This window comes from Vibrio sp. JCM 18905 (assembly GCF_055393305.1).
This window is the reverse complement of the sequence record NZ_AP043878.1, coordinates 681,217-706,340: the sequence shown is the minus strand read 5'-3', so window position 1 is coordinate 706,340 and position 25,124 is coordinate 681,217. Positions and strand designations below refer to the sequence as shown.

Below are 25,124 nucleotides of genomic sequence, written 5' to 3'. Positions count from 1 at the left end.
CTTGAAAATCAGAGCACATATCGTTATTCGCTTGCTCTCCACTCGATCCAGTTGAGCATCGCATAGTCTGCCAGTTTGAGCATCGGAATGTCTTCGTGTGTATCACCGTAGGCATAAATAGACTCAAACTCGTCGAGCGAAAACGCCGCCTTAACGCGCGAGACTTTTCTTTCTAAACTGCAATCACCTTGCTGGTAAAAGCCACTCAGTTTTGGCTGTTCTGAGATCAGTTCACTGCACAGCAAGCGGTAACCGTTCGCTTCACACCAAGGCTTGAGATACGCATTGAGTGATGCCGACACCACCACAATGGTATCGCCTCTGTGTTGATGCCACGCCAACCTTTCCATCGCTTCTGGCCGTAAGTACAGCGGGATCACTTCATGGGCAAACTGAGCGCCAATCGCTTCAATTTGCTGCTTTTCTTTCCCTGAAAATGCAATAAAACTGCTGAGCGGACGCATAAGACGAGCGGGTAACACTCCGAGTTTGTACAGCGCATAAAATGGCATGATAGCGACCTTTCCTACTCGCTTGCGCAGGCCATAAGCAGAATAGTGGAGGAAAAGGCTAAACATATCCTCTCGGGTAATGGTGCCATCAAAATCAAACAGTGCCAGTGACGGCTTGGTAGTATCGAGCAAATTCAGCGCCTATTTTTCGATTTAAGATCGTTTTGTGTTTATTGATAAAACACTGCCAACCAAATGGTTTCTTGCGTTGGGTCAGTCCAGCTCACTTTGTGTTTGGTATGAGCTGGAATCGTAACGTGATCGCCTGCCTCAAGTCGTTTCACTACACCTGATTCAAAAGTCAGCTCTCCAGCTCCTTTAAGAACCAATACCCATTCATGTTCTTCTTGATCGTACCAGCCACTTTGGGGCGAGGTTTGCCCTGTTGAGACAATGCGTTCTATACGCAGGTTTTTGTGGGTCAGCAGGTCTTCGAACACTTCCTCGTCGAGGTTATTCGGTAAGTCTTTAAACAGGTTCATGGCCTTTCCTTAGATAATGATCAGTCCAAAAGGCGCAAGCAATTGCTCTTGTTGCCAATCACAAATTTTAACACCAAACAGAGAAACGCGGCGAACATCCAGCCCGTCTAGTTCGACATGAGTCAGATCACATTGCTCAACGTTAAAGGTTCCCCATTGTTCTGGCGAGAATTCGCAGCGAGATAAATCCGAGCCTTTAAGAGTTGCCCCCGCGAGGTTCGCTCCGTTCCAACGGTTTTCAAAGAGGTCACATTTTTCTAGTAACACTCGCTCGAAGTTACAGTAGGTAAGGTTGCAGCCAGTAATAAAAGCAGAACAGAAAAACATGGTGTTACTGACGCGATTAGCAAAGTTCGCACCTTGGAAGTTTGCCCCTTTGAGATCGCACTTACGCAGCTCCAAGCCCATACAATTTGCGCCGTTAAACAGGCTCATCGCCAACATACAGTTCGTAAAGCTGGCATCTTTTAAGTTCGCGAAGCGAAAACTACACCCTTCTAGCGCTTTGGATTCGATAAAGCGACAGTCGATGAACTTAGCATCGCGCAGATCGGCATGGTCGAAACTGCACATATAAAAGTGGCAGTTTTTAAAGGTGGCATTCTGAAAATCGTGGTGAGAAAAGTTTTCTCGTTCAAAAATGAGATCGGTTTTTAACATGTCTTCTCCTTAGCTGCGAGCAGACTAGCACTCCAAGTAACTGATTTTCCAGAAAAATAACTTCTTGTATTTCAGTGTTTTACAAACCCCTCAAATCGCGATTTTAAGGGGTCAAACGAGCGTTTTAAGTGGGTTATTTTTTGAAAATAGAAGACGTAGAGGAAGAAAAAAGTTTTTGCTGGCTACGGACCTTAGCGAGAGGATTCGTGTTTTTGAGCATGCATAGCTTCTCACACGCACAGTTTGCATTACAGAATTGTATCCGATTTGCATAATTTGTTGATCGGTATGGCGTTTCTCTATACAAAAAACCTATATTTTTCACAAATTGATTTCCATCAAAATAGTAGGGTTTCTATGTGCTAGATTGCGCGCAGCTCAAAAAAATATAGATGCCCGTGTGCTTCAAGGCGCTGAGTTTACTTGAAATCTAAGGCCAGTCAGCAGGCACACCTTTGGGTACGACATAACGAAGCCCTATAAAAGGAAATAAAAAATGAAAAAAACAATCTGCAGTCTAGCAGTGGTTGCTGCACTCGTGTCACCAAGTGTTTTCGCTCATAAACAAGGTGACTTCGTTCTTCGTGTTGGTGCGGCGTCTGTTGTTCCAAATGACAGCAGCGATAAGATTCTTAGTTCTCAAGAAGAGTTAGAAGTTGACTCAAATACGCAGCTTGGTTTGACATTTGGCTACATGTTTACAGACAACATCAGTTTAGAGCTTCTAGCAGCAACACCATTCAGCCACGATATTTCGACAGATTTGGTTGGTAGTGATATCGCGAAAACCAAACATTTACCACCAACGCTAATGGTGCAGTACTATTTTGGCGAGTCTCAAAGTAAGTTCCGTCCTTACGTTGGTGCAGGTCTGAACTACACCATATTCTTTGATGAAGATTTCAATAGCACGGGTAAAGGCGCTGACCTTTCAGATTTGAAATTAGATGATTCATTCGGTCTAGCAGCGAATATTGGTGTGGACTACATGATCAACGATCAATGGTTCCTCAACGCCGCTGCGTGGTACGCAAACATTGAAACAGAAGCAACTTATAAAGCGGGTGGAGTGAAGCAAAAAACCGACGTCAAAATTAACCCTTGGGTATTTATGATCAGCGGCGGTTACAAGTTCTAAGAAAAACCAGTAGTTACACGCACATTACTATTATTGGCATGACTTTGGGGGCGGTTACGGGGACTGCCCCTCTTTTTTATCCTCGTTTTGATTGCACATCATTTACTCCACTTAGCAACATGCAAAATTGGATCTTTACCTTGCAGATCATTTTATTGTCGGAAGATCGAAAAGTCCTACACTGATCACATAATTGAACAAGTGGACAATATAAATGAGCGGCGACATCGCGAAGCATTCTTCCTCCAGATCTAAGCTGGTAAAAACTCTTTTCTTTACTCTCTGTGTTATCGCATTTGGTGCGATGTATTGGTCTTGGCAGTATTCAGATAGTCATCCAAGCACGGAAGATGCCTACGTTAGGGCAAAAATTTTATCGGTAGCCCCTCAAGTAAAAGGCCAAGTGGTTTCTGTGGATGTCAAAGACTTCCAATCTGTTAACAAAGGTGACCTACTGCTGAAGATTGATTCGCGCCCATATCTGTTGGCAGTGAAGCAGGCAAAAGCGGCATACCAATTGGCGGTCCAGCAACATGACGTTGCCGATAAGCAGGTAACTGAAGCCGTTGCGGGCTTAGATGCGGCGCGCTCTAACCTGACAGAAGCGCAAGTAGAGTACAAACGTACGGATTCCCTAGTGAAACGCAAACTGGCGTCGGACCAAGATTTAGATACGGCAAAAAATAAACTTGCCAATGCCCAAGCGAGCCTAGAGCAAGCGCGCGCGACGGTAGAAAAAACCATTGCGAACCGTGGTGAAGAAGGCGCAGAGGCGGCAATCGTTCAACAAGCAGCGGCACAGTTAGCGCAAGCGGAGCTGAACTTGAGTTACACCGACATTACTTCACCAGTGGATGGCATTGCCGGTGAAATCAGTACACACGTAGGCTCGGTCGTTAGCGTGGGTCAAACGCTGTTCCCTGTGATTTTAAAAGACAGCTATTGGGTACGCGCGAACTTTAAAGAAACCGATCTTACTCATATTAAAGCTGGCATGCATGCGGATGTGGTGATTGATATGTACCCAGACGTGGTGTGGAAAGCAACGGTAGAACAGCTGTCGCCTGCGAGTGGTACATCGTTCTCCTTGATGCCACCAGAAAACGCAACGGGTAACTGGGTTAAAATCAAACAGCGTTTCCCTGTACGTTTGGCATTAGAAGTACCGGCCGATGCGCCGCAACTTCGCGTAGGTGCGAGCTCAGAAGTCACAATTGATTTGCAAAGTAGCGTGCAATGAGTCATCAAATTACGGCAGACAAACGGGGGATTGCCACCGTCGCCGTGATGCTTTCTGCCATCATGGTGTTAATCGATATGACCGTTGCGAACGTGTCGCTATCGCACATGATGGGCGCATTGGGCGCAACGGCAGACCAAATTACTTGGGTGCTGACGGGTTACAGCATGGCGGAAGCGATCTTCATTCCGATGACCAGTTTCTGGGTGTCGCGCTTTGGTGAACGCAAAGTCATGCTGGTTGCCGTGATCGGTTTTGTGATTGCCAGTGCGCTTTGTGGGCAAGCACAGTCTCTTGAAGAGATGGTGCTATTTCGCATTATCCAAGGCGCTTTCGGCGCGTCGGTGATTCCATTGGCGCAGTCGACGTTAGTGCAGATTTATCCGTACGAGCAAAAAGGCAAAGCGATGGCGATTTTCTCCATCGGCATTTTGCTTGGTCCTATTTTGGGCCCAGTCGTGGGTGGCGTGATCACCGACAACATCAACTGGCGCTGGATATTTTACATCAACTTGCCATTCGGTTTGATCTGTACCTCTTTGATTTATCGCTATATCCATATCGACAACAAATCCAAACCTAACTTTGACTGGTGGATCATCGGTTACATGGCGTTAGGTGTGGGCGCGTTGCAGTTTGTGTTGGATAAAGGTAACGAAGAAGACTGGCTCAACTCACGCATGATCCAGACGGCGATATTGCTCGCATTCATGGGATTGGTGATGTGGATCTATCGTAGTTGGAAAACCAAAAGCCCAATAGCGCCATTATGGCTGCTTAAAGACCGAAATCTTATGGTCTCGTCGTTGATGATTGCCGTGGTGTCGATGGCGATGTTTGGTCTGACGACTCAACAACCGATGTTGTTGGAAAGTTTGCTGGATTATCCGGTCTCAACCACTGGCTTATTAATGGCACCGCGTGGGTTGGCGTCAGCGGCGATGTTGATTTTGGTGATTAAGCTCAATCCGCAATTCGATCCCAGAATCAAAATAGTCTTTGGCTTGAGCTGCATCGGGATTGGTAGTTATTTGATGACGCAATACTCACTGCAGATCGATACATTTTGGATTGTGATGCCGAGTATGATTCAGGGCATGGGGCTTGGTTTAACCTTCTCGACGCTATCCACCTTGGCGTATTTAACGATTCCGAAAGAGCAATCTGTCGCGGCGGCAAGTATTTACAATCTGTTCCGTACTATTGGTAGTTCGTTTGGTATCTCTATCGCCACCACGTTCCAATATCGTGATAGTCAGCAGCAATGGCATGCGCTGGGAGAGGGTATTAATCCTTATAATCCTAACTTGCATGACTGGGCGGCCAATCAGGGGCTTTCTATTACCGATCCGGTTGCGTTAGACCAATACCAACAGATGTTGCAGCAGCAATCGCAAATGGTCGCGTTTGTGCACACCTTCCAGCTTGTGGGAGTGATGTTCGTGATCATGATGCCGATGCTGGTTTTCATCAGGTCGCGTGAATAACAACAAGTTCAGGTGAACGGTGTAAGAGAACGCCTCTCAAGTTGTGTCAGCTTGAGAGGCGTTTTTTATTGGACGGCGTCAGTGAAAGAAGAACGTTTACTCAAACGTCACTTCGTCAAAATGCGGATTGGCTTTGAGCGCGCGCATTGCGACTAATTGTTCAGTCGGGAAAGCGGTGTGCTCACCATCCATATCTAAAAACAAGCACTCTTGTCGCTGCATGTCGTAGCCTGTGTCGAACGCGTTGCCCTGATGAGTTTCACCATTTTTTAGCGTGATCTCGATAGGGAGCTTAAACATACAGGCGATTTCAATAAAATCGTATTGGCTGCAAGTCACCATAGTTTTCTCCTTTCAAACCGACGCAGTATTCAGAAGGTTTGAGAACCGCTTCCTTAAATAGAAGACGTTTGATTGAAACTGAATCTTCATCTTACACCTCATTTTGGTCACGAAATAGACATACACGCACGTTTTAATAAACCTACTGTTGAGCGTTCACAAGTGAGACAAAATAACGATATGTCTGAGACGATACTTAAGCGCACATACCTAACGAGTGAACAAAAGCCAAGTTCACTGATTCCGCCTCAAACCTACCATGCGCAGTTGGCGCACCGTGTTTACCACTCGCCTCAATTTGAAAACGGCCGCGTTAAAAACGAGATGCCAAATGTCCCTAGTCCGCAATCATTCTGGCAGGTGTGTTGGAGTTATCTTGGTGGTAGAACGCCGTTGAGTCCTAACGAACATCTGCCACATTCCCCAATTCAACCTACGCAGTTTGAGCAGCGAAGTGAATCGATGCGCCTTACTTGGCTGGGCCATTCCACTATGCTGGTGGAGGTCGATGGCATTCGAATTCTGACCGATCCGGTATTTGATTACGCTTCTCCGTTCATCGCAAAAGCGTGGTTTGAACGCAATATTCCCAATACTCACGCCAGAGATTGTTTGCCGATTCCTGAAATTATCGTGATTTCGCACGATCATTACGACCATTTAGAAGCGTCGACCATACGTTTCTACGCCGATAAACCCGTGACGTTTTATGTACCCTTAGGGGTTGGCAAGCATCTGATAAAGTGGGGCGTTTGCGCAGACAACATCGTGGAATTCGATTGGTGGGATAGCGTGCACTATGCCGGAATCGAACTGATTTGTACGCCCGCTAACCATAATTCGGGTCGTACTTATTTCGATAAAAACTCGACCTTGTGGGCTTCTTGGGTCATCAAAGGCAAAGAAGAGACGCTCTATTTTAGTGGCGATTCAGCTTACGATTCGCACTTTTCTGAGATCGCACAGCGATGTGGGCCAATCGACATTGCCTGTTTGGAAGTGGCTGCCGATGTGAAAGACCAAGGTTATCCGGTCGAAAACTGGGGGCACATGCAGGCTCATCATACCGTGCAAGCGTTTCGCGATTTAAATGCGAAAAAACTGTTGCCAGTACATTGGGCTACATACGAACTGTTTACTCACCGCTGGGACGAACCGATTTCAGATTTGCTTACCCATTGTCAAAAAGAACATATAACGCTGCTGACGCCAATGCCGGGGGAGAGTTTTTACGTTCATCAAGAACATATAAATAAACAATGGTGGCGAGAAAAAGAAATATGTGAGCCAGATATAATTTTGACTTAATAATATGATCTTACTTCAATAATTATTTTATAAATTAACCTTGTTATTTTCAGAATATAACAAGGTTTTTACTGGTCATTGAAATTCAAAATTTCCATAGGTTCACTTGCCAATTGTGATCTCACGCTTTTATAAATCAATTGGTGTCATTTTTTGATACTTTTCATCTGAAAATTTGCGCTCTTATCAGAAAAGTTTTAGTAAAAATCTTTGCCATCTTAATTTTACTCTTCAAAACAATTATACTGACTATTATCTTGATAAGCCCATAGAGCAAAGGCTATAACTTGTTCTGGATGGGTAAAATGTATCCAGTTAAAGAAAAGTAAAAAATCTAATGGATAAGACATGTTTTACGCCAACAAGATAGAATATTGAGACCAAAATCACAAGAGTAGGACTCTCTTGAATTTATCATCATGGATGCTGAATAAATAAAATACAGGCATTGTTAGATGAATAATTCTGCAACGTATTTACTTGCTGCTTTACGAGAAAAAATAAAAGAAAAAGGCATTGGATATTCTGAGCTTTCTATTGGACTTGGAATCCCGCTTTCTACTATAAAAAGACAGCTTCACAATACGTCTCTTGGTTTAGATAAAATCTTGTTGTACGCCACGCACCTAGATACGGATTTGGTTGAGTTATCCATGCGAGGTAAGCAGCTGCAGCAAGAGAGTGAACAGTTTATCACCGACACCAACAGTGAGATTTTTCATCAATATCCTCACTTATTTGATTTTCTTTATCTTTTGCGTCGACCTGAGTGGTCTTTAGAAGAGATCGCTCGGAGATACCAGCTAAGTGATACTTCCGTTGCGCTCTATTTACGTGCACTAGAAATGATGGATTACATTGAACTGAAAGGGGATAAACACTATCAATTTAAAGATACAGGCCGCTTTATTTTTGAAGAAGGTTCAAATTTAGACACGCTATTTGCACAGCGCTTTCGTGAAGAAGTGTTTAGCCACGATATTCGACCTCCAATTTGTGTTGGACGTATTGCGATTACCGAAGAACAAGAAGAAAAACTGGCAAATGAAGTGTACAACAAACTAATTGAGTTTGATGTTCAAAATAAAACCAGCGAAAACAGTCAACGACTAAAAAACGTTTTACTCACTTTCACACCTGGTAATCAGATATTTTTGGCTGACACAATTCCGAATATTAATGGCGATTTATTAAAAGCCATCACTATCGCTAAAGAAAAATAAAAGAATAATTATCGGAAGCTTGTGCTTATTTAGTGCGAGCCGGGCTTCTGCACACTAAAAATACTCATTTATATAAATGAGAATATAAAAATAACGTAAATAATAGGGAAAAAGTATGTTTAAAAAGAGCACACTTGCCATTCTGATCGGGGCTACTATTTCGCTTGTTGGATGTGGTTCCAATGATAAAACTGAAATCCGTTTGCCACAGGCGCCAACTTCAGAATTTACTAACGTGATTGATCGTACTGGTAATCCAACTTACCTGCGTGATTACGACAGTTATTCGAACCTGAAGTACAACGCACTCACGGACAACGGCGCGTGGCATGGCCATTTGCTACCTGAAGATGCGGCGGGTTATGGCGCTTTCGGCGGTATTATGCAAGTGACGCAAGAGTACGCGCATTTTATGTCTGGCCAAACGTTCGACAAGCTCACGTTGACCGACAAAGTGAGTGGCCAAACTTACGACTTATCGAACGCAGAAGCGAAAGTCTATTCCATTCCAGGTGCGTTAGTGCAGGTGTTGGACTTGGAGGATATTCACGTGCAAATGGTGCTGCGCTTCGTAACTGACCGTTCTTCGTTGGTAGAAACGCTCATCACTAACAAAACTGATCGTGATATGAACTTGGCGTTGGAGTGGGACGGCGAGTTGGTGAAATACGCGCTGTCGACGCGAAAAGACCAAACCGTGGCGCAGTACTACCCAGATTACAAGCGCCAGATTTCGACCATCGAGAACGGCATTAAAATTAACTTTAGCGAGATGAAAGACAACTGGGCGATCCGTAATGATCGCGATGCCGAGTTCCGCATTACTCGTTCTCTACCGACGAAGACGTTCACCAACGAAACCTCATTCAGTTCTACCGCGGAGATGAGCCTACCAGCTGAGCAAACATCGGCGGTTTATACGGCGTATTCTAACCTGCATAATGCGAAAGAAGTGCAGTCAGAATCGTTGAAATTGCAAGATGTATTGGCGAATCCAACTCAATACATGGAAGCGTCGAAAGCGCGTTGGGACGGCTATTTAGCGAATGGTCTTATCAACAAAGAAGCGACAGCAGACCAAGCTCGCGTAGCGGTAAAAGCGATGGAGACCCTAAACGGTAACTGGCGCTCTGCGGCGGGCGACATTGAACAAGCGACAGTCACACCATCGGTCACTGCGCGTTGGTTCTCTGGTAACTTAACGTGGCCGTGGGATTCGTGGAAACAAGCGTACGCGATGGCGCATTTCAACCCAGATGTTGCGATGGACAACATTCGCACGGTATTCCAAGAACAAGTTCAAGCTGATGACAAGATTCGTCCGCAAGACAAAGGCTACTTGCTGGATGTGTTGACGTACACCAAACCTGTTAGTCGTGGTGGTGCTGGCTCTGAAAACTGGAACGAACGCAATACGAAACCATCGTTGGCGGCATGGTCTGTGATGGAGGTGTATCACGCTCTCGTGAACCAGTTTGATCGCCCAGAAGACGCGCAAAAATTCATTGATGAAATGTATCCGAAGTTGGTGGCATACCACGATTGGTGGCTATCAAACCGCGACCACAACCAAAATGGTGTGCCTGAATACGGCGCGGCAGTGGACCCAGCACACAACACGGAAGAAGGCGTGATGTACGTTTGGGTAGAAACGCGCGATCCTAACTTCACGACCATTATTCCGGCAGAAGACATCATCGAGCAAAACGGCAATTCTTATAAAGTAAAAGGCATGGCGTCTTACAATAAGATTCTTGATGAAGTGGATTACATGACGATTCACGTCGGCGCACAAGAAGCGGCGGGCTGGGAATCGGGCATGGATAACGCGGCTCGTTTTGGCTTTATCTACAACATCCACAACATGAATTCGCAAGCTGAAGACATCAGCAATCCAGACAAAAATGTGGATCAACTTGGTCGCTACGCGGCAAGTGCGTACGGCTTTGATAACAGCATCAAGCTGGAAGGCGAAGAGTGGGTGTACAGCAATACGTCAGCGGAAAACTTAGCGAAACTCGATCTTGCGAAGAAAGATTGGGAAGTTCGTTTTGCAGAAAATCGCACCAACAATAATGCTGCGGACGGCGAGCTGCTTGGCTTCTCTATGTTGCAAGAATCGGTGGATCAAGCCTCTTACATGTACTCAGACAACAAATACTTAGCGGAAATGGCGAAGTTGGTGTCTGATGGCGTAGAAGGTAAAGATCGAGCGCAAGAATTCCTTAATGGCGCAGAAAAAATCAAGACTTACATTAACCAATGTATGTTTGATGAAAGCACAGGATTCTTCTACGACATTCACTTGAATGTGGCTGAAGATGGCACTACTCCTGCGCCTCTTGCAAATGGCTGTGCGGGTTTGCCGATTGTAGAGCGTGGACGTGGCCCTGAAGGTTGGTCGCCGCTGTTTAATGGTGCAGCAACGCAAGAGCATGCCGATAAAGTGATCGCGGTAATGCGTGATCAAGACGAGTTCAACACGCCAGATAAATTCCAAGGAACGGGTGTGCCTTTGCCGACGGCATCGCAAACCAACCCTGCTTACGGTAAAGATGTGTACTGGCGTGGTCGTGTATGGCTAGACCAAGTGTACTTTGGCTTCCGTGCGATGGAAAACTACGGCTACAAAGAAGAAGCGATTGCAATGGCGAATGAGTTGTTTAACAACGCAGAAGGAATGACGGGTGACATGCCAATCCGTGAAAACTACAACCCAGAGACGGGCGCGGTACAAGGTGCGTCGAACTTCTCTTGGTCTGCGGCGCATTTGTACATGATGTACAACGGATTCTTCAAAAACTAGATCGCACACATTAGGCGCTTTGGATGACCCCCCTAGCATTCGTAGCGCTTAACGAACGATAATTCAGTGACAAATAAGACAAACCGGACTGTATTGGCAGTCCGGTTTTTTTATGTCTCTTGTCACAAAGATTTTAGTGCTGGGTCAGGGCGTGTTGCCATATCGAAAGCATCTCTTCACTAAACAAGTAAAAGCGCATGTCGAGTGCCGCGTATTCCGGTCTTTGACAAACGGCCATCGCGACTTCTGCTGCTTCTTGAGGTGGGTAACCATACACTCCGCAAGAAATCGCAGGCAGCGCCACACTTTGGCAGTGGTTGGCGAGCGCGAGATCCAGCGAACGTTGATATGCAGATTCCAACACCGCTTTTGGATCGGCGAATTTATCGTAAATCGGGCCAACGGCATGAATGACGTAACGCGCGTTTAAATTGCCAGCCTCAGTAATGCGTGCGTCACCAAACGGGCATCGAATACCGTCGACATCATCAACGGCATAACACGCATTGATAAGCGCAGGCCCAGCTGCGCGATGAATGGCACCATCGACGCCACCTCCGCCGAGCATTCTCGGGTTTGCTGCATTCACGATGGCATCGACATGTGCGGTGGTGATGTCGCCTTGGACTAACGAGATCGCGTTCATTTTTTGAGCCTTCTACAATGATGAGAAACAAATGGTCAGTAACACAGTTAAGTGTAGCTTACTCATCAATGACTTGAGGTTTTAACTCGACGACATTTCCTTCCGGATCATGTATATAGAGTGATCTACCGAACCCTTGTGCGCCATACCGCTTCGCAAACTCTTCGGTTTCAATGCCGTTCGAACGCAGATATTCCAGTATTTCATTTTCGGAAAAAGGCGCTAGTTGCAGGCAAAAATGGTCAATATTACGACCATTTTGAACTGGTGGCTTTCCGCCAAGTTGCCCTAACTCGCTGTCCACCGTCACCACATCAATCAATGCGTTACCAGCCCTGAGCTGGGTTAAACCAAGCTCCATTACTTCGCGCTCGACAGGGCAGCCCAAAATATCTCGATAGAAATGCAACATGGCGTCGAGGTTGCACGTTCTTAACACGACATGATCAAGGGCTTGGATTGCGATTGGGTTGTTGGTGGGCATGCTTCACTCCTTTTGTGCGGTTATGGAAAAGTATACGACCTGAACGTCCATATTGATCGTTAAGCCATTTTTAACATATGCGCATTTAGTCATAAAGAGTGCGTTTAAGAAGAGAGAAAGAGTTTTTGGCGAAATGCCTTGATGTGCGACCGAGTCAGGCGTTTAGGCCTGTAGCAAATTGGTCACGCGCCCAAGCTCGCAAACATTGATGGGAAGTGCTGGATTCATCTCGTTTATGGAAAATCAGCTTATAGCTGACTGGCTCGGAAAACATTGGAGTTTGAATGACTTGCAGATTCAAAGCCGATTGCCATTTCTGCGCCAAAGACAGGGGAAGCACGCCTAAGCAATCGTGTTTCGCCACATAAAGCATCATGCCAGAGAGCGATGTTGTCATCATTTCCACATCACGCTCTTGCAGCCCTGGCTGGTGAATTTCGGTGTTGCTAACTGGGAAGTCTTCGTCTCCGACAAACCGACAGTGCTTTTCAGAATAAAACTGTCCTTGTTCGATTTTTCCTGCGATACGTGGGTGATCTTGACGACAAATCACCACCATTGGCTCTTCAAAAATTGACTCACTGATAAATGATGGGTCATGAATGGTCGTTGGGCTAATAATCAAATCGATCTGTTTAAGTCGTAGATCGTTCAATAACGAAGGTAAATCCGTATCGGCGCAAATGCTGATCGTGTTGGTTGGTGTGATGCGGTGGAGCAGCGCTTCGTTACAGCTCAGGCGGAAAGTGCTTTGATCGGAAATGGCATCATTGATCATCGCAAACGCCTGATGAAATTTAGGTAGTAACTGATGCGCTACTGAAGTGAGTTTGATTTGTCGCCCATCCTTCACAAATAACGATTTGTTGGTTTCTTTTTCCAAACGCTTCATGGATGCGCTAATCGCTGGCTGAGTTAGCCCTAGGTGCTCTGCGGCGCGAGAGTAAGATTGATATTCAGCAACAATTAAAAAGGTTTGGATTAAATTAAAATCCATACGATACCTAAATAAAAATAATCACTAGATTCAGTGGGCGTCTCTTTGATTTTTGGGCTTGATGTTCGCCCTAGACACCCACCTTGAAATAAGCCTCCTTAACGTACTTACGAGCTAAGGAGGCGACAGAGCAGTGGTTCGTTAAAACGAATTATTTAACTACTTTGATCTCAGGCATTTGATACTCACCACTTTGGATTGCATCGTCAGCGCCGTAGAAACGCATGATGGCGTAGAACGGTTTTTCAGGTACTGGCAAGAAGTTTGGATCGTCTGCACGGCCTTTCTCGTTCGCACTCATGTAAATGGTGTAGTAACCGTCTTTGTCCGCTTTCATGGTTCGGTCGCCACGGCTGTGACGGTTTAGGTCGTTTTTCGCCATCAAACGGTTGTCGTTGCCGTAAATAGTAACAGACCAGAATTCGCTGACGTTCGGCGCTTTAAAGCGCATCACGTAATCATGCTTCGAACCATCCAGTTTTTGACCAGTGCTGTCGAAATCTGATTTACGGTAAGACGCTTCGATAGGTGGTAAACCCCACTGACCAAGGTAAGTACCTTCTGCAAAAATATCGCGTGGCGCATCACCCAAGGTATCGCGTGTACCAAGCAACGTACGAGCATCTGTCATTTTAGGTGCAAGTTCGACGAGGTGTTCCATGCCTTTCTTCTCACCAACTTTTGCCAGTTTTAGCTGCTCAGGTGTTAAGTCAGTTTTGCATGGTTCAACGCCGATAGATTGGTATTTGTCCAACCACTGTTTGTCTGCATTGCCCATCGAGCCATCACATAGCACGAAGTTCACGCGTTCAAGCCATGTTGAATTTTTTGGATCTGGATACGTTCTTTGTACTGGTTGTGGCCCGTTCTTACCTAAATATTCCGATAGGGTACGAATGTTCCATTGGTCCATGTAGTTAAGCGCGACTTTTGCGTCTTCGTCATTCACTGCCATGATGCGACCCATCAGCTTCACAAGATTGCTGTCTACGCGAACCACTTCGTCGACAGACGCTGGCACTTCACCTTGCCAATCTTGTGCTGCAAACATGAACTGGCCGCCTTTTGTGCCGCGAGTACGAGAACTGAACGCTGCGTTGGTGTAGTGGCCCATGTCCATTGTGTGCAAGATCCAGTAACGGCCTTCATCCATATCAGGCACGCTCACAATGACAGGTTCTGCAGCAACATCTAACCAGCCCATAAGGTGAAGCGTATCGTTATTAATGGTTGGGTGAGCGGTGTAAGAGTCATCAGCTAGAGCACGAATATTCTGAAAGCGGTTCAGTGGATAGTTGTTTTCTACCGCCGTGTGATAGAAAAACTTGTACGCTTCATCGATAGAGTAGCCGTAGATATAAGCATCTTCTGCAAGATCAACATTGGTGTTAGCCGCAAATACAGAGCTGGCTCCTAGCGCTGATAATCCCAATAGAGTAACGAGTAATTTTTGTTTCATGGCTGGTTTCATCCATTTGTTTGTGAGGATATGTTTCCAGCTAAGCTTAGTCGTTCACCCGTTTATTACAGAAATGAATTGTGGGTATTTAGTCTATATCAAAAGTGATATGCTTTGAGGAAAGTTAAAGAGATAACGTTGATGAACTTTGATTACAATTTGCTCAAGGTGCTTGCGGTGATTCTTGAAACACGCAACACCACAACGGCTGCGGAGCGTTTGTGCACCAGCCAGCCTGCTGTGAGCCGAAGCTTGCGTAAAATTCGGGATTTGTTTAACGACGACATTTTAGTGCGCAAGGGCACCAATATGGAGCTCACGCCGAAAGCCGAAGAGATCAAAGCGCAGCTTTCTGGGATCATCAACGACATCGACAAGCTAGTGAATGTTTCTCATAGTTTTGATCCCGCGACCGAAAGCGGTGTTCTGCGTGTTGCGATCAACTCGTCCATTGCGCAATGGTTTTCTGCCGCGTTTACTCAGCTGCTAGCCAAAGAAGCGCCGTTTATGAACTTGGTGATCGAAGACTGGACGGAAACCACGCCAGACAAAATCGATGCGGGTGAAATCGCTTTTGGTATCAACTATTTCCCTATGGAATTGCCGAAGCATCTGGTTCAGAAAAAAGGAGGGCGGGACGACTTTGCTCTGGCCTGCCGCGCGACGCATCCGCATGGTGGCAAACGCATGTATTTGGATGACATTTCAGAGTACGCGTACGCGGTTCACATCATCCAACATTGGAATGAAAAAGAAGATCACATCTCGCGCTTATTACAGCCTTTTTCAGTTGTCCCAAGAATTCAACTGCGTACCACGCACATCAACACCATTTTGAATTTGGTTGCGGATAGCGATGTGCTGTTTCCTTGCTCGCGTCACTTGATCAATCAGTTAGATAAGCGTTTTTCTTTTATCGAATTTGATAACGCGCTGCCGAAATTAGAGGGTAACTTCGGTTACGTTTACAGCGTAAAGCGCCGCAATGATCCGTTGATATTGTGGGTTAACAATACCGTTGAATCGTTGATGAAGTCGTTAGGCATTGAGTCGTAACAATAGTTGGTGAAACGGTTTGAACAACCGGGTTCGATAACGCATTGATCCCGGTTGTGTTGCTTGATGTAATTACTCGTATTCAGAAGCGTAAGTTTCTTCATAAGTGTGCGAGTAAAGCTCGAACAGGTTGCCGAATGGGTCTTCTAGATAAACCATTTTCGCAGGTTTGTTATCGTCTTCTGGGTGGTAACGCATGATGTCCATACGCACTTTGCCACCAAACGCTTCAGTGCGCTTGATTGCACCTTCAAAGTCGTCCGTCTGCAAACAGAAATGGAAGATACCGATGCGAGAAAAATCCACTTCATGGCGTTCTTGACGCTCTTTCATTTCAAATAACTCAAGTCCGATGCCATCGCTTGTCACTAGATGCGCAATGTTGAAGCCTTTAAAGCCCTCACCAAAGACCGCAATACACATTCTGCCAATTGCGGTTTCGCGTTCTTCAATCACTTTCGTGTTACCCATAACGACTTTTAGACCAAGCGCTTGTGTGTAAAACTCAACCGCTTTATCCATATCTCCGACCATAATACCGACATGATTCATTTTCATTTGTTTGCTCCCAACATGTGTGCTTAAACGTTGTTTTGTTTCGATGTGGGAGAGTATATGGCGCGGTTTTAATTACATGAAATTATCATAAATTATAAAAATAATAATTTTGTGTAATCATCATGAGCGGGGTTCGAGCTAATTGGCTAATGCCTCAACAGCTTGCTGTACCGAGGTGAAGTGAATTTTGATGATGCATCTTTGTGCGAGACTAAACTCATGCGACTGGATGAGTGACGTAACTTCCTCGACGGACAGAGTGCGTTCTTCCGGTTGTAAAACGGTGGTGTTCGAATCGTTGTATTGCAACCCGAACGTGTTGCCATTTGAGTCAATTACGTAATCATCTGGCCCCAAAATGAGCGCTTCGCATTCGGAATCAAGATCGGCATGAGAACGCAAATAGATAAGTTCATCGTCGCCATCGAGTTTCAATAAACATGGCCATGTAACCATGGGGCCTCCGGTGTAGTGGCTAAAATTGTTTCAATGTCTGAAAGGGCAAAGTGAGTGCTGGCAGCATTCAAGGTGTTGGCCTTAAACCGCAGTCAAAAATTACGTGTGTTGAGCAATAATCGAAAACAGCTCGTCAACCGTTCTTGCCACGTAATCTGGTTGCACGCTCCAATGCTCTGGCATCGCGCCACTGTACGCTGCTGCAACGGCAATCACCTTACTTTGGCCACCCAACTGCTGTTCGATGTTGCGTGCGAATTGCGTGTCGGCTTCATGGTCACCGATGTACATCAGCTGTCGATTTTCTGCGTGACCAAAAATCGACTCAACGCATTTGATGCCACTGTACGCATCGGGCTTTTGGTGCCCATTCGAGACGTCATCATACCCGACGATGGATTTAAACGGCGCGCTGATGCCGTTGTCGGACAGCACTCGACGAATATTGCTTTGTGAGTTTTGAGAACAAATGCCGTGAGGCAGCTGCACAAACTCTTTAATGACGCCATCAATGCCTTCAAACAGGGTTACTGGTGTTTGGTTTTTCTCTTGATGCTCTGCCCATAAACCGCCAGCTTTTAGCATTTCATCATGGGACATGCCGTAGTAATCCACGTACAGCTCTTGCCAGTTTTTCGCCGCGTGGTTTGCGTAGTGATAGTTGGCTTCTGAATGGAGATATTTCGGTAAATTATTGCCAGTTAAATGCGGGACAACGATGGATAAGATCGCTTTGGTGATGTCGATGTTTTTCGGTACAGAGTTTACGAGTGTCCCATCGTAATCCCACAATATGGCGTCTAATTTCATTCAACGTTCTCGTTGTTATTGATGGTTAAAAGCTGGAGCCGGGTTGCTGCAAAAATGCTAACTCTTCAGGTGTGCTTTCTCTACCCAAGATGGCGTTGCGATGTGGGTAACGTCCAAATTGGTCGATGATGGCTTTGTGTTTTAGCTCAAAATCGTAGTTATTTTCAAGCCCTGATGCGCGAAACAATTTCTCAGCTTCGACATGAATGAGGCGAGATTCACTGTGCATAAACGGCATGTACAAAAAGCTTAGCTGCTCAGGCGCTAATTCTTGATCGTGTCCTAACCGAATTGCTTCTTGAACCAATGCTAATGCGAGCGGGTCTTGCGCAAACGCTTTTGGGGTGTTGCGATACACATTACGTGAAAACTGGTCGAGGACGATGATTTCGGCCAATCGTCCTTGTGCGCTGTCACGCCAATTAAACAGTTCACAACGAGCGGCTTGTTCGAGTACCGAGGCAAATCGTGACGCAATATGTTTGTCCAGCTCTGGGTTGTTTTCAAACCAGTTTTGAGGCGTTAGCTCTTCGAACCAGAACTTGATGATTTGTTGATGCATAGCGCTTCCTTTTGTTGTGCCTTAATAGTAAAAAGCCAGAAGCGTGGCTTCTGGCTCTTGGCGTGTTATCGACCGTAAGTCTCTACGATGTAACGTTCAAAATCGTCACACATTTGTTCGTCAGAGATGGCGTTGCTTGCCAGTTCTTTACTGCCGTCGACGACTTTAATCGTCGCGTCCAGTGAAGCGACTGGTGCTCGCTTTCGCGTCGCAAGTGAGTCGATTTTCTTCTGCTGCACTTCCCACGCCTGTTCTGGGGATAGGTTACACACGTCTGCAAGGTACTTGGCGTTAAAGCCTTCACCAGTCAGGCTGAAAATGGTTTCGTTGTGCGACAAGTGATTGCCTGCGTGCCAGTAGTGTTTTGCCAGCAGTGGGCCAATTTCTGGGTTATCCGTCAGGTAGCCAAACTTCTCAAGGAAGTATGCGCGGGTCTGATACACCGCCATGTGCGCGAGTAGATAACCTTGATACGCGCAAGCCGCTTCATCGGATAGCAAATGTGGAATCGCCATCAGTGGGCGAGGGCTGCATTCCAAACCAAGGATCTGTTTTTCACAATCGCGAGCCAGCTTAGTGATACGCTCTGGCGTTAACTCATCATCGCTCAGTTGATATAACGCGCGCTCAAAGTAAGGCACAACCAAGATGCTACGTTCTTCATAAGCTTTGAATGGCTGACGACTGTTGATCATCGCTTGAATTGTCTCATCAGGAACCGAATTCCCTTCATCATCCAGTGCGTACTGTTTTAGCCAATCGGCATCGGTTAACAGGCTGTCACAGAACATCGACTGAGTTTCTGCATAAGCCATCGACGTCGGCGCAAACTCCTGCGAAAAACAAGGCGCGTTCATTTTTACGTTCGCAAAGTGTGCTGCGTGGCCACCTTCGTGGAACAGTGTGTTTATGCCATCGTAGCCGCTGCCCACTTGGTCTGGTTTGGCATTGCTGGTGAAGTTCACCTGTGCTGCGACCCATTCGCCTTGATTGTAGAAAGAAGGGATAGGGCCATGGCAGAACCCGTTCGGGTACTTACCTTTTCGGTCTAACAAATCCAGCGTTAGCGTCGCGCCAGAGTAATCAATATTTAGACGACCAAACGATTCTACCCAGCGTCTCAGAGATTTAGAGAACGGCACGTATGGGTCAAGGTCACGCATGACGTCACCCGCGAACGAGTAAACAAAGTTGTAGCCTGTTAGTGCGCTTGCGCCTTTCTCTTTCGCCAAGTTTTCTAAGCTATTTAGGTGCGCATCTCGCGTGCGTTGTTCGAAATCTTCCAAAATCTCGAATAGCTGCTCAGAGCTCATCTTTTCCGTTTTTTGCACGGAGTAATCAAAGAAGGTCGCATAACCCAGTGAGCGAGCGAACTGGTTGCGCAGTTTGATCAGTTCTATAAAGCCGTTTTGCAGTAGCCATTGTTCAAGGTTCAGCAACGCTTGATGAGCCGATTGGCGAACTTCTTCATGATTGCTGGTGCGAATGGTTGAGCTCAATACTGGCAGTGAACCTTCCACTTGCTTGCCGTTTTCATCGGTAAACGTTTGTACGTGGTTCTGTTTTTTCTCGAATAGTTCAGCTTCAAAGGCAATGAGCTGATTTTTCAACGCTTGTGCTTTTTCTCCCTCGATTGCGTGAGATTCAAACATCGCTAGCCAACCAGAAAGGCCCGTAATGGTTTGCTGTTTCTCTTGTGGGGCGGTAATTGAGTCCGCGGCTTCAAGCTGTTGTTTGATGGCAGTAATTTGCTCGGCGTTGCTCAAAAAGCTTGTCCACGCCGTTTGTGCTTGCGTTGAGCCATCATGGTCATCGCTGATCCCCATGTAAGTTTCCCAAAAGAAATCTTCTTTGGTGCGGTGAATCGCGAGGTAACGTTGATTGAGGTCGTTGAGATAATCCGTTGCGGTCATTTTGATCCTTCAAATGGTTGGGAGTAGACCCCTAATTATTGCACGCTTGTTGATAATAAAGGAGGGACAAATTAATTTGCTGGTAGTGTACTGCGTAAACGTGATTTTACTATTTGTTTACATTTTAATGAGTTAGCGAGAGTTGTTACGCGTTCGGAGTGCGCAGTGTTAAGGCTGGCACGGGTTTTACAGTTCATCAGTTAATTAATCTGCGAGGCGCTCTCGATGATCTTTGTCATGTGTAATAATATTTCTATATCGCGGCAGTACATATGGAAACGATATGATAAATAAGACAAAAGTTACGCTATTGGCGCTAGGTACGATTTTGGTTGGATGCTCTTCTGTCACGCCGCCAAGAAATGATGCGGTTGAGAACATTCAACAAAAGTGCTCTGTAATTTTAAGCAGTGATGTTTCAGGTGAACAGCGCTGGCAGACATACAACGGCTTGCTTGTAGAATATGCTGTGCATGGCATTAAGACTCAGGCGCAGTTAGAACGCTTTGAAGCGTTTGTGCAGCGAGTACAAAATGATGAATCTGGACAGTTAGTTACCGAGCTGATTGAAGTCACCGATTGGGGATGCTCAAACGGCAATTATCTTGAAGAGATGGGCTTGTTTATTCAAGAAGTTCAAAAGTAAAAAACCGAGCGTTAAGTCGCTCGGTTTTTCTGTTTATGGAGCGCTTTGTGCGCTGGCCCGTCAGGACGTTTACTCCTCTGGGTACTCGCCCATACCTTGCGTTTTACCTTCCGCTTTCCAATGCTCACCGGGGTCAAATGCTTCATCGCATAAATCTACGGTGTAGCCCATTTCTGTGATTTCCTTCAAAGTGAGATTATCTGCAATTTTTGCGACTTCACCCGATTTATTACGTAATTCCATGTTGTTTCCTCCTCTGTAGGTAGACGAGCGGTATCGATGCACAGTGACGAATGCATCGGTGACCTTTGTTATAAGTATATAACTCTCAGCTCAAAATGAGGGTTTAATCCATTTTTATCGTGTGGTTAATTGAGTAATGCTTTGAGCTGCTTCAGTTATTTTTAACTGCATCATCGCGACAGTTGGCTATTTGTGATTTATTGAATGATTAAATTGTCAATCTGGAAAATCGAAATGGTTATTCTCGACCACTCCCTAGCACAGCAAATTGTCGATCGAACCATGTCCATCATTGGTCACAACGTAAATGTGATGAACTCAGCAGGCATCATCATTGGCAGTGGCGATCCCAAACGCGTTGGGTAAGTGCATGATGGCGCGGTATTGGCGTTGAATCACGGCGATTCACTAGAGCTGAATGAGCAGCAATGTTTGACGTTGCAGGGTGTCAAACCCGGAATCAATATGCTGTTGAAATTGCATGGCGACGTGGTCGGTATTGTTGGTGTGACAGGCGAGCCGGAGAAAATCCGAGATTTCGCCAAACTGGTCAAAATGACCGCTGAATTGACAATCGAACAAGCCGCGCTGGTGGAAAAATTTCAGTGGGATAGACGTCATCGCGAAGAGTTTATTCTGGCTTGGATCAATGGCAAATTGACCGATGAAGAGCTGAAAGATTGGGCGATGCGTCTTTCTATCGATGTTACTCAACCACGGGTGGCAACGGTGATTGAAGTCTCGACGCCGTCCGCCTCTAAAAGCATGAAGAGTGTGCGCAATATTGTTGAGTTGCTTGAATACCCAGAGCGTAACAACCTAGTTGCGATTGTCTCAGTGAATGAAATTGTGGTGCTGAAACCGTGTCATTCCGCCAAGCAATGGGATAGCCAAATCGAAAGTGAACGCATTGATAAGTTGATGTCGCGTTTAAGCGATCACGATTCGCATACGTTTCACATTGCGCTAGGGCAGTTGTTTAATGAGCCTAAAGATGTTGCTTTGTCATACCAAAGCGCAAAGCAGGTATTAGCCATTGGCAAGCAGTTCTACCCAGAGAAACGTAAGTACCTGTTCGATGAACTTCGTTTGCCTGTGCTGTTAGCGCCGTTGGCGGATATTTGGCAAGGTGAACAAATTATTGATGGCGTGAAACGGTTGAAAGAGAAAGACAAATCTGGGCAATTACTGAAAACCCTAGATGCGTTGTTTGAATGCAATGGCAATGTGACGGAATGCTCTAAAATGCTGTTTATTCACCGGAACACTCTGCGTTATCGGTTAGAAAAAATCACCGAGATAACAGGGCTGCCAACCACCAATTTTGTGGGGTTAGCGGAGCTTTATATTGCGACTCGGCTCTCAAAAATGGCGTGATATTGTGCATTTGCACAATACGCGTCATTTTTTGACCACATCATTTGTCACTCCGCCTAAAGGAATTCGAAAGCAAACGATTAATAATTCATGCGTCCCTACATGTTGAGTGAGCCAACACGGACTCGCTCAGCAAAATAAGAATAAATGGAGTTATCATGAACCTTATATTAATCCTGCTCGGGGTGATCGCATTTATTGTGCTCACGACCACCAAATTCAAATTACATCCCTTTTTAGCGCTGATCATCGCGGCGTTCCTTGCGGCATTTGCTTACGGCTTACCGGCAGATAGCATTGCCAAAACCATTGCTTCTGGCTTTGGCGGCATCCTTGGTTACATTGGCTTGGTTATCGTTTTAGGTACCATCATCGGTGTTATTTTGGAGAAAAGTGGTGCGGCGATCACCATGGCCGATACGGTCATCAAAGTGTTGGGTGAGCGTTTCCCAACATTGACCATGAGCATCATCGGTTACATCGTTTCTGTTCCGGTATTTTGTGATTCAGGCTTTGTCATTCTGAACTCGCTCAAAGAATCACTCGCGAAGCGTTTAAAAACCTCAAGCGTTGCAATGAGTGTGGCGTTGGCAACTGGCCTATACGCAACACATACGTTTGTGCCGCCAACTCCTGGCCCTATTGCCGCTGCGGGTAACTTAGGCCTGGAATCTAACCTTGGTTTAGTGATTGGTGTGGGTGTGTTTGTTGCAGCAGTTGCGGCGTTAGCGGGTATGTTGTGGGCGAACCGATTCCAACATGTTGAACCAGATGGCATTGAAGCCGCAGATGAAATTCAGCATGACTGGCAAGCACTCAAAGCGTCTTACGGCCAACTGCCAACGGCGAGCCAAGCATTCGCTCCTATTTTTGTTCCAATCTTATTGATCTGTTTTGGCTCTATCGCGAAATTCCCAAGCTTACCGCTAGGCGAAGGTTTTGTGTTTGATGTTCTGACTTTCTTAGGACAGCCACTAACGGCGTTGGTGATTGGCCTGTTCCTTTCTGTTCGCCTACTAAAATCAGACAACAAGATTGAAGAATTTGGCGAGCGAATCAGCCAAGGTATTACGGCTGCTGCGCCTATTCTTTTGATTACCGGTGCGGGTGGTGCATTTGGCGCGGTATTAAAAGCAACGCCGCTAGGTGAATACTTGGGTACGACGTTATCGGCGCTGGGCGTGGGTATTTTCATGCCATTTATCGTTGCGGCTGCGCTAAAATCGGCGCAAGGTTCGTCAACGGTTGCATTGGTGACCACATCGGCTTTGGTTGCGCCTATGCTTACGCAATTGGGTCTAGATTCAGAAATGGGCCGCGTATTAACGGTGATGGCGATCGGTGCAGGTGCGATGACGGTTTCTCATGCAAACGACAGCTTCTTCTGGGTAGTTTCGCAGTTTAGCCGCATGTCGGTGGGCTTAGCCTACCGCGCGCAAACCATGGCTACGCTCGTTCAAGGTGTCACGGCAATGGCATTGGTGTACATTTTGAGTCTCGTTCTCTTATAAGTCTCTGGAAATACGTATGAAAGTGGTAATTGCACCTGATTCATTTAAAGAAAGCTTAACCGCCAAACAAGTGAGCGAGGCGATCAAAACGGGTCTTGCTCGCGTATGGCATGATGCCGAGTTTGTTACGGTTCCGGTCGCAGACGGTGGCGAAGGCACGGTTCAATCTTTGATAGATGCAACTCAAGGCGAACAAGTCTTCACAACGGTGACCGCACCATTAGGGAATGATGTTGAAGCGTTTTATGGCATCCTCGGTGACGGTGAAACCGCGGTTATTGAAATGGCGGAGGCCAGTGGGCTACACCTTGTACCGAGTGACGCTCGCGACCCAAAACTGACCAGCAGCATCGGTACCGGACAGCTGATCAAACACGCGCTAGACCGCGGTATTCAACGCTTAATCATTGGTTTGGGCGGCAGCGCTACTAATGATGGTGGCGTGGGCATGTTGACCGCGTTGGGGGTAACGTTTCTTGATGAATCTGGTCATGCAATTACCCCAAATGGAGGCGGGTTAGCGGCGCTTGCCTCCATCGATATTTCTGGTCTTGACCCACGTTTAGCAACTTGTGAAGTGTTGGTAGCATGCGATGTTGACAACCCACTCTGTGGCGACAAAGGCGCGTCGGCTATCTTTGGCCCGCAAAAGGGAGCGACGACGTCAGACGTCACTCTGCTCGATAACGCATTGCGCAAGTTTGGCGAGTTGACGGAACAAGCGACGGGTAAGCATGTACTGACTCGTGAAGGGGCGGGTGCTGCTGGTGGTATGGGCGCGGCCTTGCTCGGGTACACGCCAGCACGTTTGCAACCGGGAATTGAGATTGTGCTTGAAACGGTCAAGCTTGCTCAGCATGTTGCGGATGCGGATATTGTATTCACAGGCGAGGGTCGAATCGATCATCAAACCGCACATGGCAAAACGCCGATGGGGGTTGCTCAGGTGGCCAAGCAGTTTGATTTACCAGTCGTTGCATTAGCAGGTTGTGTGGGCGACAACTATCAGGCGGTCTATGAATGCGGCATTGATGCGGTGTTTGCTTGCGTGCCAAAGGCGATGAGCTTATCTGAGGCCATGAAAGAGGCCGACGTCAACGTTGCCAATTTAGCCGAAAACGTCGCGAGAATGTGGCAAATTCAGTCGCACTGAGGGCGATAGCGATACGAGAAAACTCCACCTTTGCGTGGAGTTTTTTGTTGTTACC

At 46.3% G+C, this 25,124-nt stretch carries 24 protein-coding genes and 1 pseudogene; 11 read left to right on the top strand and 14 right to left on the bottom strand.

The window, feature by feature from the left end:
* Window positions 1–23 precede the first annotated feature (23 nt).
* Genes ACZ5ZC_RS03100 through ACZ5ZC_RS03090 form a run of 3 tightly spaced genes read right to left on the bottom strand, consistent with a single transcriptional unit; the run spans window position 24 to window position 1,654 of the window.
* A complete protein-coding gene (locus ACZ5ZC_RS03100) occupies window positions 24–644 on the bottom strand; it encodes an HAD-IB family hydrolase (RefSeq protein WP_046875594.1) in 621 nt (206 codons plus the stop codon).
* A gap of 38 nt (window positions 645–682) precedes the next feature.
* Window positions 683–994, bottom strand: coding sequence for a cupin domain-containing protein (locus ACZ5ZC_RS03095; protein WP_054866730.1), 312 nt, complete (start codon window positions 992–994; stop codon window positions 683–685).
* A gap of 9 nt (window positions 995–1,003) precedes the next feature.
* Window positions 1,004–1,654, bottom strand: a complete 651-nt coding sequence (locus ACZ5ZC_RS03090) for a Qnr family pentapeptide repeat protein (RefSeq protein ID WP_005391967.1) — start codon at window positions 1,652–1,654, stop codon at window positions 1,004–1,006.
* 496 nt (window positions 1,655–2,150) lie between these two features.
* On the opposite strand from ACZ5ZC_RS03090, the gene ompW reads away from it, so the two are divergent.
* The 3 genes from ompW to ACZ5ZC_RS03075 all read left to right on the top strand — a co-directional run bounded on the left by ompW (window position 2,151) and on the right by ACZ5ZC_RS03075 (window position 5,519).
* Entirely contained in the window at window positions 2,151–2,792 is a 642-nt protein-coding gene (gene ompW, locus ACZ5ZC_RS03085) for an outer membrane protein OmpW (protein ID WP_054866728.1), read from the top strand.
* 214 nt (window positions 2,793–3,006) lie between these two features.
* Window positions 3,007–4,032 carry an HlyD family secretion protein gene (locus tag ACZ5ZC_RS03080; protein ID WP_054866727.1) on the top strand — a complete coding sequence of 342 codons (1,026 nt, stop codon included), beginning with the start codon at window positions 3,007–3,009 and terminating at the stop codon, window positions 4,030–4,032.
* On the top strand, window positions 4,029–5,519 hold the full coding sequence (locus tag ACZ5ZC_RS03075; RefSeq protein ID WP_253644219.1) for an MDR family MFS transporter: 1,491 nt from the start codon (window positions 4,029–4,031) through the stop codon (window positions 5,517–5,519). Before ACZ5ZC_RS03080 ends, ACZ5ZC_RS03075 begins: the two co-directional genes overlap by 4 nt.
* A gap of 96 nt (window positions 5,520–5,615) precedes the next feature.
* On the opposite strand, the gene ACZ5ZC_RS03070 is transcribed toward ACZ5ZC_RS03075, so the two are convergent.
* Window positions 5,616–5,861 (bottom strand): Rho-binding antiterminator, encoded by a 246-nt coding sequence (locus ACZ5ZC_RS03070; protein WP_005460845.1) that lies wholly within the window; start codon window positions 5,859–5,861, stop codon window positions 5,616–5,618.
* Window positions 5,862–6,041: 180 nt separating this feature from the next.
* Here ACZ5ZC_RS03070 and ACZ5ZC_RS03065 point away from each other — a divergent pair, with 180 nt between their 5' ends.
* From ACZ5ZC_RS03065 to ygjK, 3 genes are all read left to right on the top strand, one after another.
* On the top strand, window positions 6,042–7,169 hold the full coding sequence (locus tag ACZ5ZC_RS03065; protein ID WP_464931758.1) for an MBL fold metallo-hydrolase: 1,128 nt from the start codon (window positions 6,042–6,044) through the stop codon (window positions 7,167–7,169).
* A 455-nt stretch (window positions 7,170–7,624) separates the two neighbouring features.
* Window positions 7,625–8,392 carry a hypothetical protein gene (locus tag ACZ5ZC_RS03060; RefSeq protein ID WP_020841655.1) on the top strand — a complete coding sequence of 256 codons (768 nt, stop codon included), beginning with the start codon at window positions 7,625–7,627 and terminating at the stop codon, window positions 8,390–8,392.
* Window positions 8,393–8,507: 115 nt separating this feature from the next.
* Window positions 8,508–11,198, top strand: coding sequence for an alpha-glucosidase (gene ygjK, locus ACZ5ZC_RS03055; RefSeq protein WP_258693044.1), 2,691 nt, complete (start codon window positions 8,508–8,510; stop codon window positions 11,196–11,198).
* Window positions 11,199–11,331: 133 nt separating this feature from the next.
* Here the strand turns inward: ygjK and ACZ5ZC_RS03050 are convergent, their stop codons facing one another.
* From ACZ5ZC_RS03050 to ACZ5ZC_RS03035, 4 genes are all read right to left on the bottom strand, one after another.
* On the bottom strand, window positions 11,332–11,844 hold the full coding sequence (locus ACZ5ZC_RS03050) for an O-acetyl-ADP-ribose deacetylase (protein ID WP_005391939.1): 513 nt from the start codon (window positions 11,842–11,844) through the stop codon (window positions 11,332–11,334).
* Between the two features lie 58 nt (window positions 11,845–11,902).
* On the bottom strand, window positions 11,903–12,328 hold the full coding sequence (locus ACZ5ZC_RS03045) for a VOC family protein (RefSeq protein WP_005391937.1): 426 nt from the start codon (window positions 12,326–12,328) through the stop codon (window positions 11,903–11,905).
* A gap of 154 nt (window positions 12,329–12,482) precedes the next feature.
* Entirely contained in the window at window positions 12,483–13,325 is an 843-nt protein-coding gene (locus ACZ5ZC_RS03040) for a LysR family transcriptional regulator (RefSeq protein WP_464931757.1), read from the bottom strand.
* Between the two features lie 151 nt (window positions 13,326–13,476).
* Window positions 13,477–14,784, bottom strand: a complete 1,308-nt coding sequence (locus ACZ5ZC_RS03035; protein ID WP_054866861.1) for a DUF1254 domain-containing protein — start codon at window positions 14,782–14,784, stop codon at window positions 13,477–13,479.
* Between the two features lie 141 nt (window positions 14,785–14,925).
* Here ACZ5ZC_RS03035 and ACZ5ZC_RS03030 point away from each other — a divergent pair, with 141 nt between their 5' ends.
* A complete protein-coding gene (locus ACZ5ZC_RS03030) occupies window positions 14,926–15,840 on the top strand; it encodes a LysR family transcriptional regulator (protein ID WP_464931756.1) in 915 nt (304 codons plus the stop codon).
* Between the two features lie 72 nt (window positions 15,841–15,912).
* On the opposite strand, the gene ACZ5ZC_RS03025 is transcribed toward ACZ5ZC_RS03030, so the two are convergent.
* The 5 genes from ACZ5ZC_RS03025 to ACZ5ZC_RS03005 all read right to left on the bottom strand — a co-directional run bounded on the left by ACZ5ZC_RS03025 (window position 15,913) and on the right by ACZ5ZC_RS03005 (window position 20,139).
* Window positions 15,913–16,398: a VOC family protein gene (locus ACZ5ZC_RS03025; protein WP_006740979.1), complete on the bottom strand. Its 486-nt coding sequence runs from the start codon at window positions 16,396–16,398 to the stop codon at window positions 15,913–15,915.
* 138 nt (window positions 16,399–16,536) lie between these two features.
* Entirely contained in the window at window positions 16,537–16,854 is a 318-nt protein-coding gene (locus tag ACZ5ZC_RS03020; RefSeq protein WP_025506254.1) for a DUF4144 domain-containing protein, read from the bottom strand.
* 99 nt (window positions 16,855–16,953) lie between these two features.
* Window positions 16,954–17,664, bottom strand: a complete 711-nt coding sequence (locus ACZ5ZC_RS03015) for an HAD family hydrolase (RefSeq protein WP_054866724.1) — start codon at window positions 17,662–17,664, stop codon at window positions 16,954–16,956.
* Window positions 17,665–17,689: 25 nt separating this feature from the next.
* Entirely contained in the window at window positions 17,690–18,226 is a 537-nt protein-coding gene (locus ACZ5ZC_RS03010; RefSeq protein WP_017447028.1) for a DUF924 family protein, read from the bottom strand.
* A gap of 65 nt (window positions 18,227–18,291) precedes the next feature.
* On the bottom strand, window positions 18,292–20,139 hold the full coding sequence (locus ACZ5ZC_RS03005) for a M3 family metallopeptidase (RefSeq protein WP_464931755.1): 1,848 nt from the start codon (window positions 20,137–20,139) through the stop codon (window positions 18,292–18,294).
* Window positions 20,140–20,422: 283 nt separating this feature from the next.
* Between ACZ5ZC_RS03005 and ACZ5ZC_RS03000 the strand changes: the two genes are divergently transcribed.
* Window positions 20,423–20,785, top strand: a complete 363-nt coding sequence (locus ACZ5ZC_RS03000) for a hypothetical protein (RefSeq protein ID WP_047009761.1) — start codon at window positions 20,423–20,425, stop codon at window positions 20,783–20,785.
* A gap of 69 nt (window positions 20,786–20,854) precedes the next feature.
* Here ACZ5ZC_RS03000 and ACZ5ZC_RS02995 read toward each other — a convergent pair whose 3' ends face one another.
* The gene (locus tag ACZ5ZC_RS02995) at window positions 20,855–21,028 is read right to left on the bottom strand and encodes a hypothetical protein (protein ID WP_005391896.1); all 174 of its coding nucleotides are present in this window, start codon (window positions 21,026–21,028) and stop codon (window positions 20,855–20,857) included.
* Window positions 21,029–21,262: 234 nt separating this feature from the next.
* Here ACZ5ZC_RS02995 and ACZ5ZC_RS02990 point away from each other — a divergent pair.
* From ACZ5ZC_RS02990 to ACZ5ZC_RS02980, 3 genes and pseudogenes are all read left to right on the top strand, one after another.
* A pseudogene (locus ACZ5ZC_RS02990) lies at window positions 21,263–22,405 on the top strand (sugar diacid recognition domain-containing protein).
* Window positions 22,406–22,563: 158 nt separating this feature from the next.
* On the top strand, window positions 22,564–23,916 hold the full coding sequence (locus ACZ5ZC_RS02985) for a GntP family permease (RefSeq protein WP_065645272.1): 1,353 nt from the start codon (window positions 22,564–22,566) through the stop codon (window positions 23,914–23,916).
* 16 nt (window positions 23,917–23,932) lie between these two features.
* On the top strand, window positions 23,933–25,069 hold the full coding sequence (locus ACZ5ZC_RS02980) for a glycerate kinase (RefSeq protein WP_432609845.1): 1,137 nt from the start codon (window positions 23,933–23,935) through the stop codon (window positions 25,067–25,069).
* Window positions 25,070–25,124 lie beyond the last annotated feature (55 nt).